The sequence below is a fragment of the Flavobacterium sp. P21 genome (assembly GCF_050632225.1).
In the GTDB taxonomy this organism is placed as follows: domain Bacteria; phylum Bacteroidota; class Bacteroidia; order Flavobacteriales; family Flavobacteriaceae; genus Flavobacterium.
In genome coordinates this window covers 1,014,306-1,027,591 of sequence record NZ_CP192585.1, presented here as the reverse complement: position 1 = coordinate 1,027,591, position 13,286 = coordinate 1,014,306, and the positions used below count along the sequence as shown (strand labels likewise).

The following is a 13,286-nucleotide window of genomic DNA, read 5'->3' as shown; positions in this document are numbered from 1 at the left end:
ACTGAGTTCATTGATGAAAAAGTAAATAATGGTCATTATTTCCCAACAAATTTTGACAAACCACATGAAGTGAGTGCTGTCCTTAACTATAAATTCACTAAGAGATACAGTCTTTCAAGCAATTTTATTTATCAGTCCGGAAGACCTATCACCTTTCCTATCGGATCTTATGTTTATAATGATATGCAGTACACTATTTACAGTGATCGCAATAAATATAGAATACCAGATTATTATCGATTAGATATTGGTTTTAATATAGAAGGAAATCATAAAATCAAAAAACTGACTCACAGTTTCTGGAATATTTCGGTGTACAATGTTTTAGGGCGCAACAATCCTTATTCGATATTTTTCGTAACTACAGATGGACAAATAAAAGCCTATAAAACTTCGATATTTTCTGTACCGATTCCAACTATAACTTATAATATCAAATTTTAAGCATCAATAAGAAATGAGATTTAAAACCCTATATACAAAACATTTATGCCAGAAAATATTTCTTATATTTTTCTGCATCACCATAAGCAGTTGTACGGAACAATATATTTTTCAATCAAACACTTTTGAAGACATACTCGTAGTTCAAGCTAGGATTACGAATGAACTTAAAAAACAAGAAATAAAAATTTCCAGATCATTTCGTTTAGGAGAAAAAACTCCAACAATGGAGGCGGGCGCAAATGTTTATATTAGTGAAGATGGAAATAAAACGTATGAATTTGAATTTGAAGAATATTCAGGACTGTATGTTTCAAAAGAACCCTTTCAGGCACTTCCAGACAAATCATATCAATTGCATATTACTACAAAAGACGGAAAATCTTATTCATCTGCAACACAAACTTTGACTGCCGTTAGTGATGTTCAGGTAGAACCAAAAGTAGAAACTATTGATGGGTATAAAGGAGTTCAAATTCAGGTAACAAATTATGACCCAAGTGCTAAATCAAAATTCTATCGATACGAATACGAAGAAACATATAAAATTGTATCTCCCGCTTGGAGTCCAAACAGACTTATCGTAGATCCGAACAGCCCAAATAAAGAAGAGCCCAATTTTTTAATGATTCCTAGAGAAGGTGAAACTAGAGTATGTTATACCACAAAAAAGTCTGACGATTTAATCTTGCTTAGCACCGTTGGCCAAAGTGAAGACCGAATTAATCTTCCAATACGTTTCATCGATATTTCAAATCCTATCCTTAATGAGCGTTATAGCATTATTGTACGTCAATATGTTCAAAGTTTAGAATCGTATACTTATTATACTACTCAAAAAAACTTTCAACTTCAGAAAGTCTTTTATCGCAGGTTCAGCCCGGATTTAATTATGGCAATTTACAATCAGATGATAATCCTGACGAAAAAATAATCGGTTATTTTGAAGTATCATCGGTTTCATCAAAAAGGATCTTTTTTAATTTCAGAGATCTGTTTAAAGATGACCAATATCCACCATTTTATACTGACTGTATCCCGACAGAATTGTCGAACTGCTGGGACGCAAAAGGATGTGCTGGCGCAACAATACTGGCCTTAATTAAGTCGCCCGTTCCTGAAAAAGTATTTTATGGACAACGAGCTAACATGGACATCATTATATTTTTTCCTCCCGGTTGTACCGACTGCACAAGAATTTCATCTAACATTAAACCTTTATTTTGGATAGATTAAAAAACATAATAAGCATCATAATGCTAATAGTCGCAAATATGGCTATTGCGCAAGCATAGTTCATTAACTCAAAATGAAACTAAACTATATAGCGAAAATATATTTGTTCACGCAAATAACACGACTTTAGTTGCAGGAGAAACACTGCATTGCAAATTTTATTGTTTAAACGCTCCTGACAACAATTTTAGTTCGATCAGTAAAATTGCTCATGTTGAACTTGTAAATAATGAAAAACAAATTATTTTCAGCAATAAGATTTATCTCGAAAATGGCACGAGTGAAGGCGACTTTTTTATTCCAACAACAATTGCAACAGGCAACTACAAACTGATCGTCTACACAAACTGGATGTTGAACAACAAGATTTCAAAAGCATCTGTAACCGATCTTATCATTATAAATCCTTATATTGTTAGCAACAAAAAACAAACGCAACCTACTACTCAAGAAAACGGAGAAAAAAACACAGAAAATCAATCAACCGCAATAAATTCTGCTTCCAAAAATCAGCTTTTTGCATTAGAAGTAGATAAAAAAATGCGTCAAAAAGAGAGCAAATCATTCTTAAAATAAAGTCAATAAATAATCTAGACAATAAAGGAAGTTATTCTCTTTCTATAAAAAATAAACAGTTTGCCTTTTAAAAGACAAATGAGTTCATTTGATTTTGCAAAATCCAACACTGAAGACAATTTAGATCTAACAACATTTTTGCCAGAATTAAGAGGTGAAATACTATCGGGAACAATCAAAAACAGCAAAGATCCAAACCAAATAGCCGATAAAAATATCTCACTATCATTGCCTGGAAAAGATTTCGCTTTTAAAATTGTCAAAACAAATCAAGACGGAAAATTCAGTTTTATTTTAGACAAAAACCCTAATTATTCTAATGCAATTGTTCAAGTTGTTGAGAATGACAAAAGCGACTATACTCTTGAAATAGACAAATATGACGCATATAATTTATCTGAACTCAAACAAAATGAAGAGTTTTATCTTACTGCCGACTACAAGGCCAGTCTTGAAGAAAGATCAATTGCAAATCAAGTCGAAAATGCGTATTACCATTTAAAAAAAGACAGTATTCAAGCCAATCCAAAAGCATTTCCCTTCTTTCATCCATTACAGAAAGAGTATATTCTAGACAATTATACAAGATTTCCAACCTTAAAAGAAACTACCATCGAAATCGTTAAGGAAATGTATTATCGTGAAGAAAATAAAAATTTTACTTTACACGTAAGAGACATCAATCACGATCTTAATTTTTTCTCGGAGCCGTCTTTAGTTTTAGTTGATGGGTTATTGGTTCAAAATACAAATGAACTAATCGACCTAAAAATGAACAACATTTCTAAAGTCAGCTTAGTGCCTGGCATTTATTTTTATGGTCCAATGGCATTTGACGGCATTATCAGTTTTACGACAAAAGACGATGATTATAGCACAAAAGAAAAGGGTTCTTATATTTTAAAAACTGAAATCCAAAGACCTTTAGGCAAAATAATACCGTTTAAGCAAGATTATAACAGTGTTAGCAAATATGACCGTATTCCTGATTACAGATATCAATTGCTTTGGGAACCAGAATTATCATTAGAAGAAAAAGAAAAAACGATTTCATTTTTTACTTCTGATGTTCCAGGACAATATGAAATAAATTTAGAAGGATTTACAAAAAATGGAGTTCCAGTGTCGCTAAAAGAAAGTTTTGAAGTAAAATAATGTAAAATCCACTTCTTTACTAAAACAATCCAAAAAGAGTAAAATCTATAAAAACCTATTGCTTCTTTTGGATTTGTTTAAACATTGAGTTGTTTTTTAAAACAAAACATGAATTTTTTATCGTATTTTAACAGTTTTTACCATTCATTATAACTTTTTTTAATACTTTTGAAATTAACCGAAAATAAAACCAAAAATCCACCAATCCTTTGAAAAATTCCAAAAAAACGATACCATTACTATGCTTATTTGGATTATTATTAAACATTCCTTCGATACACAGCCAAAGTATCAAAGAAACCGAAATCTTCAATTGGTTTGACAAAAATACAGGAATAGAATCCTTAGATATTAAAAATGGTCCTGCGCATTTGAATTTTGACCAAACTATCGATAACAAACATCGATACTACGGAACAGATGAATTCAGAAAAGGAAGTGTTAATTATAATGACCAAAATTATTTTGATGTCTCATTAAAGTACGACATCTATAATGACGAACTTGTTTTACGTCCTTATGATCAACAAAATACAACAAAAATAAATCTTATAAAAGCCAATATTCCCAATTTTAAAATTGGTGATGAGAGCTTTGTAAAACTGACAGGATTAAGTAATTCTTTATTTAAAGGTGGTTATTACAATGAAATTCTAATCAAAAACAATCAAGCGCTTTATATTAAATATTACAAAGAGAAAAAGAAGAATATCAAGGCAGAATTAGATGTGATTGATTACAAACCTCGATATGAATTTGTTTTATGGAAGGACAACAAATTCAACATAATCAATGAAAAAAAGAAATTATAGCCTTATACCCTGAAAGCAAAAGAAATATAAATGATTTCTATCTCATGAATAGAAGCTTGCGAAAAGAAAACCCTCCACTATTCATGAAAAACTTGATGAAATACATTAATAATTAAAACCCGAAGAAACATACAAATGAGAATATTTACTATCCTTTTATTATTTTTCGGTTTTAATCAGTTACTGCATTCACAAGGCGAAAAAAAGACAATAAACCTTACCTTCAGCAATATTAACAGAATTGCTGTTCTAGAAAAAATTGAAGCTTCAACTTCATACAAGTTTTATTTTCAAGACAATTGGTTTGACAAAAACGTGTTGATTTCTGGTGATTACCAAAACAAAACAATTGAAGAAATTTTATCAAAAGTTTTACAAGACACGGAGCTTAATTTTTACATCAATAAGAATAAAATCATATTGACAAAAAACAGCATCATTTATGATAAGTTTCAAAACAATAAAAAAGATGCAAATGCTCCAATTTTTTTCCAGCAATACGATTCGGTCAAAAAAGACAAATCTGGAACAACTGCTCCAATTGCATTAATTGGAAAAGAAGCCGTTGATTCAGAAGTTGATTTGTACACTTTATCTGGTCATATTACAGATCTGAAAGACGGAAAACCATTGGCCGATATTAATGTCAAAGTAAAAAACACCTCTATAATTTCGACCACCAATGCCGAAGGTTTTTATAGTTTTAAACTTCCAACAGGACTAAGCACAATTGAAGTCGAATCATTATTTTACAACAGTACTTCCAGAAAAATAATGATTTACAGCAATGGTACATTAGACTTTTCTGTTATTGAAAAAATCAATCAATTGGATGAAGTTTTAGTAAAAGGAAAAGACAATCAAAACATTAGAACCGCAATAACAGGAGTTACAACAATTGAGGCTGAGGGCGTAAAAACTATTCCATTGGTTCTTGGAGAGCGAGACGTCTTGAAAGTCGCTTTAACGATTCCTGGTATCAAAACGGCAGGCGAAGGATCTTCTGGATTCAATGTCAGAGGAGGAAAAGAGGATCAAAATTTAGTATTATTAGACAATGCTACGATTTATAATCCTATGCATCTTTTTGGCTTTTTCTCTTCAATAAATCCATATACAATCAACAAGGTTGATATTTACAAGGGAGGAATTCCTTCTGAATTTGGAGGACGTTTATCTTCTGTTTTTGATATTGTTTCTAAAAACGGAAATACCGAAAAAATTTCTGGAGAAGGAGGAATTGGGCCAGTAACCAGCAATCTTACTCTTTCTGTACCTGTTGTAAAAGACAAAGCAAGTTTGTTAGTTGGCGGGCGCGCTACTTATTCTGATTGGATTTTAAAAACCTTAGATGACGAAAGATTAAAAAACAGCCATGCTTCTTTCTATGACTTATTTGCCAAATACAATCACAAAATCAACAAAAACAATTCGGTTGAGGGAACAGGTTACTATAGTAAAGATTCTTATACTTTGACTCCAGACTCGTTATTTAAATACAGCAACAGATTAGTTTCATTGAAATGGAAACATGCCTTCAATGAAAAAAACAACAGTGAATTTAATGTAACAAATAGCGAATACAAATACAGTATTAAATATCAATCTATTAATCCTGAATCTTTTCTTTTAAAATATAAAATAAACGAAAGTCAGGCCGTTTTAAAATTTATCAGCGAGCTTAATGCTAAGCATAAATTGACTTATGGAATTTCGAGCAAACTTTATAAAGTAAATCCTGGAGAATTGTCTCCATATGGAGAAAACTCAATAGTCACTCCAGTTTCGGTTGAAAATGAAAAAGGATTGGAATCAGCCGCTTTCTTATCTGATAAATTTCAAATTTCTGAAAAAATACTGTTAGATGTCGGAGCCCGATATTCCTATTATATGGCTCTTGGCCCATCAACACAAAATATTTATCAGGAAGGCGTGCCTAAATCTCCTGCAACAGTAATTGAGCAAAAAACGTATGGCAATAACGAAGTAATTACCAGAAATGGTGGTTTTGAGCCCAGAGTCGGTTTGCGCTATATTTTCAACGAAAACCTTTTTGTAAAAGCAGGTTTCGACAAAAATTACCAATACATTCACTTGCTCACAAACAATACGACTCAAGCGCCAACCGATACTTGGAAATTATCTGATTTGAATGTAAAGCCAGAAAGTGGTTTGCAATATTCGTTGGGTATATTCAAAAAATTAGAATACAACGATCTTGAGTTAAGTCTTGAAGGATATTACAAAACTTCAAAAAACATTTTGGACTACAAAGTAGGATCGTGACTTCTTCTAAATCAAAACTTAGAAACTGAATTATTACAAGGCGACGGAAAAGCGTATGGAATTGAGTTTTTGTTGCGAAAATCAATTGGAAGACTTAACGGATGGATTGGTTATACCTATTCTAGATCATTCATAAAATTAGACAGTCAGTTTAATGACGAAAAGGTGAATAACGGTGAGTATTTCCCAAGTAATTTCGACAAGCCTCACGATTTCAGCATTGTAATGAATTATAAGTTTACACATCGTTACAGTTTTTCTTCTAATTTTGTATATCAAACAGGAAGGCCTATCACTTATCCTATTGGAAAATATTATTACAGTGGTGCAGAATACACCTTATATACCGACAGAAACAAATTCAGAATACCTGATTATTATCGTTTAGATATTGGATTAAACATTGAAGGAAATCATAAGATCAAGAAATTAGCGCATAGTTTCTGGAATATTTCGATCTATAACGTATTGGGCAGAAACAACCCATATTCAGTCTTTTTTGTAACCAAAGATGGTCAAGTAAAAGCCTATCAAACCTCAATCTTTGCGGTTCCAGTACCAACCATTACTTATAATTTTAAATTTTAACCGTTATGAAAAAAATCTTTTTAATTAGATTTCTAATAACAACCTTATTCTTGTCGGTATTGGGCTGTACAACGCCTTATGATTACCAATCGAGCAGTGCATATGAAGATGTTATTGTAATTGAAGCAACTATTACAAATCAAAATAAAACTCAGGAAGTAAAAGTTACAAGAGCTTATAAACTTGATGAAAAAATGCCAACTTTTGAAGCTAATGCTACTGTTTTTGTTAGTGATAATTTGGGCAATAAATACGATTTCAAACAAAATACTGAGAATTATACTTCTGTTGCTCCGTTTCAGGTCAGCTCCAGACAGGCAATATCAATTGCATGTTCGAACTAAGGATGGAAGAGATTATGTTTCAAGCACTGAAAAATTACCACAACAAACGAATATCGAAAGCCTAGAAGCCACCGCAAAAACCAAAAACAATCAGCTTGGTATTGAAATCACTGTAAACAGCACTGACCCTACAAATAGCTCGCATTATTACAGATATGAATATGAGGAAACCTATAAAGTTGTAGCACCAAAATGGTATCCTAAAAAAGCTGTTCCTGTATTTTTTGCTCCTGGTTCTAATCCTCCGGGACAAGTAGTTTTTGAGGACAGAACATACGAAGCAAGAACCTGTTACTTAAGCCAAAATTCAAACGAACTGATTTTAACCAGTACAAGCGATTTATCCGAAGACAAAGTAATCAATTTCCCTGTTCGATTTATTCCAAGCACTGATCCTATTATAAGAAACAGATACAGCATATTGGTAAAACAATATGTTCAAAGTCTTCCTGCGCATACTTTTTTTGCAACATTAAAAGAAATATCTAATATCGGAAGTATTTTATCTCAAACGCAACCGGGATTTTTTTACGGCAACATTCAATCCGTTGCCAATCCAAAGGAAAAAGTTATTGGTTATTTTGATGTGTCATCCTATTCTGAAAAAAGGCTTTTTTCAATTTCACTGATTTATTGAATGGCCAGCCATTTCCAAACTACCAGTACGATTGTCCTGCGCCAATTCCCGACTATGCTTTAGATGAGTATCTATTTAGTTACTGTTTTAGTCAAAATCCTTTGGCGCACTGCCAAGGCGAAGTAATATTAAATTTACTAGCCAATGGCACTAGAGTTTTCTACCCTACAGAATCGCCAACAAGCTATATTTTATACCCAATAGAATGTGGAGACTGTACTTCATTTTCATCAAATATAAAACCACCATTTTGGATAGATTAAGATACATATTACTCGTTACGTTCACTTTTAGTAGCCTGCAGACTGTATTGGCTCAAAAAACAATTCTGTATATGAACTGAATGAAGTTGACAAAAAAATTAATGAGTCAATTTACATCAGCACAAATGCAAATTCTTTTTTGACAGGCGAAACTTTGCATTACAAATTATTCTGTATTGACAAACTATCAAATACTGCTTCAATTTTCAGTAAAATAGCTTACGCGAAATTAATTGACAGTAATAAAAAAACAGTTTTCACGCATAAATTGTTTCTTGATAAAGCAACAGGAAATGGTGACTTTTTTATTCCAACCACATTGGAAACTGGAAGCTACAAATTGATTGGTTATACAAACTGGATGCTTAATAAGACCGTGCCAGATTATTTTTCTGCGGATATTTATATTGTAAATCCGTATAAAGAAAATCCAAGCAACAGTACAGTTTCATATAATTCCGTTTCTTCAGAAACTGTAAACAACAGCAATATTTCATTCGATATAAAAAACAAATCATACAATACGAGAGATTTAATTGAACTAAATATCAAATCTAATTCTGAAGAATTTACAAAAGGAAATTATACTTTATCCGTTAGAAAAACTGATGGCTTTTTGGTTCAAAACAAGACACTTTTTAATGGTAAAGCCACACAAAATGGCGAAATCACAGACAGCCAATTTGTATTGCCTGAATTGCGAGGCGAAATCATAACAGGAAAAATATCTTCGGCAAATGCTGAAATTAAAAACAAAAAAGTAGCGCTTTCTATTGTTGGAAAAAATGCTGATCTAAAAATTGTAAAAACCGATGATCAAGGAAAATTCATCGTTATTTTAGAAAAAGAGAACTCAAATTCAAACATTATCGTTCAAGTCCTTGAAAGTGGAAAAGAAGATTATGTAATTGAAATCGACAAACAAAAAGATATAGATTTTTCTAATGTAACTTTTCCTGCTGTTCAATTTAATTCAGATTTCAAACAAAACATTACAGATCGATTAATCTCTACTCAAGTTGAAAATGCTTATTATGATGTCAAAAAAGATAGCCTAATAACGCCAGCTATTGGCCTTCCTTTTTTCGGAGCATCATCGGAAGAATTTGTATTAGATGATTTTACGCGATTTCCAAATATGGAGGAAACAATTACAGAAATTCTAAAAGGTGTTTACTATCGAAAAAACGATAATATTTATTCCATTCATGTTTTTGACAATAACGATAATTATGAATCGGCATTACCAACTATGATTATTGTTGACGGATTAATTATTGAAGACTTAAATGAGTTTTTTGCCTTTAATCCTAAAAGCCTCTACAAAGTAAATGTAGTAAGAGGACTTTATTATTATGGATCAAAATCGTTTAACGGAATAGTTTCGTTTACAACAAAAAATGGCGATTATGACACTAAACTGAAAGGCAAATTTATCGCTAGGCCAGAAATTTTAAGGCCTCAGGTAAAGAAAAATTATTTTAGTCCTGATTATACAGATAATAAAAGCGTACGAATTCCAGATTATAGACATCAGCTTTTATGGCAACCAAACATTGATTTGAGCAAAACTAACTCAAATATTAAATTTTATGCCTCTGACGTTTCTGGAAAATATGAAGTAACACTTGAAGGATTTTCTTCTGCCGGGAAACCTGTTTTTATAAAAGATTTTATAGAAATAAAAGAAACCAGCAACTAATTTTATTCCTTAAAACATCAAATAAGCCTCTGTTTCTAAAATTGAAATAGAGGTTTTTTTATTTATCAACGCAACCTTTTACTCTTTTTTATACTATTAAATACAAACCGAAACAATCGCTTACCAAAATACTACAAAATCAAAAAATAAAATTTGAATTTAGACCAACTCATAAAAGGTTGCATTAAGCAAAACAGAAAAGCACAAGAAGAATTATACCAAATGTATAAAAAGACTCTTTTTGTGTTAAGTCTTAAATATTGCACCAATGAAGCAGAAGCCGAGGACAATCTTCATGATTCTTTTATTGAGATATTTAGCAGTATAAAAAACTATAAAGGAAAAGGAAGTTTTGAAGGCTGGATCAAAAGAATAACAATCAATAAAGCAATAACCCGATACAAACAATCTTACATACTCACAGCAATTAAAGATGAATATATGCAAGATGATTTTGTAACCGAAAACGAAATTGACTTGCCTCTTGATACTTTACTAAATTTCATTCAAGAATTACCACATCAATATCGTTTGGTCTTTAATTTATATGAATTAGATGATTTTTCACATCAAGAAATTGCCAATATGTTATCAATTTCTGAAAATACTTCAAAATCCAATTTACATCGGGCAAAACAGATTTTAAAGGAAAAAATCAAACCAAAAAGCACATTTTATTATTCTAAACAGAAAAATGGAAAATAGAACTGAAATAGGAAAAGCAATAAGAGATCGTCTAGAAAATTTGGACAAAAATCCAAATGACTTGGTGTGGTCAAAAATTGAAAAAGATCTAAATCGTAAAAGAAAAAAAGAATTCTGGCTTGGTTAATTCCGAGTGTAATTTCTATTGTATTCTTGTCAACATTTCTGTATTTCAATTCTAATATTCAAGAAAAAAATCAAACGCCGCCAAAAAAGAAAACTGACACAGAAAACCAAACTCAGAAATCAGATAAAAAACAAAATCAAAAATCAATAGTCTTAAAAACAGAACCAGACCAAATTACCACAACTACAAAAACTAAAAATGTAAAACTTGTTAAAGAATCCAGCAAACTCATCACATCTACTGATGAATATGAAGAATATGAAGTGGTGAAAAAATATAAAGTTGTTATTAAAAAAGAGCAAATAACTACAAAACCAATACCATCAAATATTGTAAAAAAATCCAACAAACCTAGCAACAGTAAAGCTGGCATTACAGCAAATAAAACAGTCAAAACTTTAAATCCAACTTCGAAAAAAGCATCGAAATAAAAAGATTGGGACAAAGCCATTAATTGTTGAAAAAACAGAAAATTCAACACCAATAAAAGATACTTTGACACAAAAGAAAATAGAAATTGTTTCAGAGAAAACAAACATAAAAAAAGACAGTTTGCCAAAAACTGACAGTTTACAGGTAAAAAAACCAGCAACACCAAAAAGAGAATATGTAAAAAAAGAATATAATACTAAAACCAAGGAAGCAAAACCTGATTTGAGCATTCATGCTTTTTACGGTCCGGCAATTTCCGGTTCTTTAAACGGACTGTCAATGATCAGCCCAACAATGGATAATTTGCCAAAAAAACATCCTATCACTTCTCATTACGGCATATATGTGAAAACGATGTATGATAGATTTGGTTTTAAAACAGGATTTTCAAAAATAAATCTAAAAACAGTTACACAACTTGATCAAAATTTAATTACCGATTTTAAAAACATCAATCTTAAATCTGACACCAATATAAAAGCTACATTTGGCAGTTCTAATGAAGTTGAATTGCTTCAAAAACTTTCTTATTATGAAGTTCCCTTAGAATTTAACTATGCCCTAAAAAAAGATGAAAGCAAATTTGATATCGATGTTTTCACGGGATTTACTTTTTTATTTTTAGATAAAAACGATTTGTATCTAAAATCAGAAAAAATAACAAAACAAAAAATTGGAGAAGCTAAAAACATCTCTGGATTGAATGTTTCTTACGATTTTGGAATTGGAATCACCTATAAATTAACAGATAAGATAGGCTTAGACATCAACCCATTATTCAAGTATTACCTCAATACTTTTAAAGAAAATGGAGAAGCAAAACCATACAGTTTATCATTGCAAACTGGGGTTAATTATAAATTTTAAAAATATTTTTTACTTAGTTGTAACTTTTTTGATACTTCATACGTATAACTACTTGTACACTTAAAAATTGAGGAGACAAAAACATGAGACAACTTAAAATCACCAAGCAGGTAACCAATCGTGAAACTGCATCGTTAGATAAATATCTACAAGAAATCGGAAAAGTTGACCTAATTACCGCTGATGAAGAGGTAGAATTAGCACAAAGAATTAAGGCGGGTGATCAAAGAGCATTAGAAAAATTAACAAAAGCCAACCTACGTTTCGTTGTATCGGTTGCTAAACAATATCAAAATCAAGGATTAACTCTTCCTGACTTAATTAACGAAGGAAACTTAGGTCTTATCAAAGTCGCACAACGTTTTGATGAAACTCGTGGTTTCAAATTTATCTCGTATGCCGTTTGGTGGATTCGTCAATCGATTCTTCAGGCATTGGCAGAACAATCTCGTATCGTTCGTTTACCTTTGAACAAAATTGGTTCTATCAATAAAATCAACAAAATGTATGCATTATTAGAGCAATCTAATGAGCGCCCACCTTCTGCTGAGGAAATTGCAAAAGAACTTGACATGACTGTAAATGACGTAAAAGAGTCTATGAAAAACTCTGGACGTCACTTATCTATGGATGCACCTCTTGTTGAAGGTGAAGATTCTAACCTTTATGACGTTTTACGTTCTGGAGAATCTCCGAACCCTGACAGAGAATTAATTCACGAATCTCTTCGTACTGAAATCGAGCGTTCATTAGAAACATTAACTCCAAGAGAGGCTGATGTAGTTCGTTTGTATTTTGGTCTTGGCGATCAACACCCAATGACTCTTGAGGAAATTGGAGAAACTTTCGACTTAACTCGTGAGCGTGTTCGTCAGATTAAAGAAAAAGCAATCCGCAGATTGAAACACACTTCTAGAAGTAAAATCCTTAAAACTTACTTAGGATAACATATATTTGTTTCAGGTTTAAAGTTTCAGGTTAGTTCCATACAACTTGAAACCTTAAACTTGAAACTTATTTACCGCAAACAACAGTTTGATTGACTGTTCGTTTTTTGATTGATGATTGAAACTCCGGCTGATTACCGGAGTTTTTTATTTTGCATTTTTAAA

At 31.5% G+C, this 13,286-nt stretch carries 15 protein-coding genes; all 15 read left to right on the top strand.

The window, feature by feature from the left end; all coding sequences use genetic code 11:
* Positions 1-69 precede the first annotated feature (69 nt).
* The 15 genes from ACQ9BO_RS05040 (at position 70) to ACQ9BO_RS04970 (ending at position 13,121) form a co-directional block, all read left to right on the top strand.
* Positions 70-444, top strand: coding sequence for a hypothetical protein (locus ACQ9BO_RS05040; protein ID WP_431243872.1), 375 nt, complete (start codon positions 70-72; stop codon positions 442-444).
* Between the two features lie 13 nt (positions 445-457).
* Entirely contained in the window at positions 458-1,378 is a 921-nt protein-coding gene (locus ACQ9BO_RS05035; protein ID WP_431243871.1) for a DUF4249 domain-containing protein, read from the top strand.
* A gap of 347 nt (positions 1,379-1,725) precedes the next feature.
* The gene (locus ACQ9BO_RS05030; protein ID WP_431243870.1) at positions 1,726-2,256 is read left to right on the top strand and encodes a hypothetical protein; all 531 of its coding nucleotides are present in this window, start codon (positions 1,726-1,728) and stop codon (positions 2,254-2,256) included.
* 78 nt (positions 2,257-2,334) lie between these two features.
* Positions 2,335-3,411, top strand: a complete 1,077-nt coding sequence (locus ACQ9BO_RS05025; RefSeq protein WP_431243869.1) for a hypothetical protein — start codon at positions 2,335-2,337, stop codon at positions 3,409-3,411.
* Positions 3,412-3,620: 209 nt separating this feature from the next.
* Positions 3,621-4,223 (top strand): hypothetical protein, encoded by a 603-nt coding sequence (locus ACQ9BO_RS05020; protein ID WP_431243868.1) that lies wholly within the window; start codon positions 3,621-3,623, stop codon positions 4,221-4,223.
* A 135-nt stretch (positions 4,224-4,358) separates the two neighbouring features.
* Positions 4,359-6,509, top strand: coding sequence for a TonB-dependent receptor (locus ACQ9BO_RS05015; protein WP_431243867.1), 2,151 nt, complete (start codon positions 4,359-4,361; stop codon positions 6,507-6,509).
* A 72-nt stretch (positions 6,510-6,581) separates the two neighbouring features.
* Positions 6,582-7,097 (top strand): hypothetical protein, encoded by a 516-nt coding sequence (locus ACQ9BO_RS05010; RefSeq protein ID WP_431243866.1) that lies wholly within the window; start codon positions 6,582-6,584, stop codon positions 7,095-7,097.
* A gap of 5 nt (positions 7,098-7,102) precedes the next feature.
* Positions 7,103-7,441, top strand: a complete 339-nt coding sequence (locus ACQ9BO_RS05005) for a DUF4249 family protein (protein ID WP_431243865.1) — start codon at positions 7,103-7,105, stop codon at positions 7,439-7,441.
* Positions 7,425-8,078: a DUF4249 domain-containing protein gene (locus tag ACQ9BO_RS05000; RefSeq protein ID WP_431243864.1), complete on the top strand. Its 654-nt coding sequence runs from the start codon at positions 7,425-7,427 to the stop codon at positions 8,076-8,078. The genes ACQ9BO_RS05005 and ACQ9BO_RS05000 overlap by 17 nt, the downstream gene beginning before the upstream one ends.
* Before the next feature lie 402 nt (positions 8,079-8,480).
* Positions 8,481-10,043 (top strand): hypothetical protein, encoded by a 1,563-nt coding sequence (locus tag ACQ9BO_RS04995; RefSeq protein WP_431243863.1) that lies wholly within the window; start codon positions 8,481-8,483, stop codon positions 10,041-10,043.
* A 153-nt stretch (positions 10,044-10,196) separates the two neighbouring features.
* Positions 10,197-10,748 carry an RNA polymerase sigma factor gene (locus ACQ9BO_RS04990; protein WP_431243862.1) on the top strand — a complete coding sequence of 184 codons (552 nt, stop codon included), beginning with the start codon at positions 10,197-10,199 and terminating at the stop codon, positions 10,746-10,748.
* Positions 10,738-10,875, top strand: coding sequence for a hypothetical protein (locus tag ACQ9BO_RS04985; RefSeq protein ID WP_431243861.1), 138 nt, complete (start codon positions 10,738-10,740; stop codon positions 10,873-10,875). Before ACQ9BO_RS04990 ends, ACQ9BO_RS04985 begins: the two co-directional genes overlap by 11 nt.
* Before the next feature lie 26 nt (positions 10,876-10,901).
* The gene (locus tag ACQ9BO_RS04980) at positions 10,902-11,306 is read left to right on the top strand and encodes a hypothetical protein (protein ID WP_431243860.1); all 405 of its coding nucleotides are present in this window, start codon (positions 10,902-10,904) and stop codon (positions 11,304-11,306) included.
* A gap of 64 nt (positions 11,307-11,370) precedes the next feature.
* Positions 11,371-12,174 carry a hypothetical protein gene (locus tag ACQ9BO_RS04975; RefSeq protein ID WP_431243859.1) on the top strand — a complete coding sequence of 268 codons (804 nt, stop codon included), beginning with the start codon at positions 11,371-11,373 and terminating at the stop codon, positions 12,172-12,174.
* 83 nt (positions 12,175-12,257) lie between these two features.
* Positions 12,258-13,121, top strand: a complete 864-nt coding sequence (locus ACQ9BO_RS04970) for a sigma-70 family RNA polymerase sigma factor (RefSeq protein ID WP_431243858.1) — start codon at positions 12,258-12,260, stop codon at positions 13,119-13,121.
* Positions 13,122-13,286: the final 165 nt, after the last annotated feature.

Bases quoted from the DNA above. Each gene is read 5' to 3' on its own strand.
- ACQ9BO_RS05035 (WP_431243871.1), top strand. From the start codon at position 458: ATGAGATTTAAAACCCTATATACAAAACATTTATGCCAGAAAATATTT.
- ACQ9BO_RS05025 (WP_431243869.1), top strand. From the start codon at position 2,335: ATGAGTTCATTTGATTTTGCAAAATCCAACACTGAAGACAATTTAGAT.
- ACQ9BO_RS05015 (WP_431243867.1), top strand. From the start codon at position 4,359: ATGAGAATATTTACTATCCTTTTATTATTTTTCGGTTTTAATCAGTTA.
- ACQ9BO_RS05005 (WP_431243865.1), top strand. From the start codon at position 7,103: ATGAAAAAAATCTTTTTAATTAGATTTCTAATAACAACCTTATTCTTG.
- ACQ9BO_RS04985 (WP_431243861.1), top strand. From the start codon at position 10,738: ATGGAAAATAGAACTGAAATAGGAAAAGCAATAAGAGATCGTCTAGAA.
- ACQ9BO_RS04970 (WP_431243858.1), top strand. From the start codon at position 12,258: ATGAGACAACTTAAAATCACCAAGCAGGTAACCAATCGTGAAACTGCA.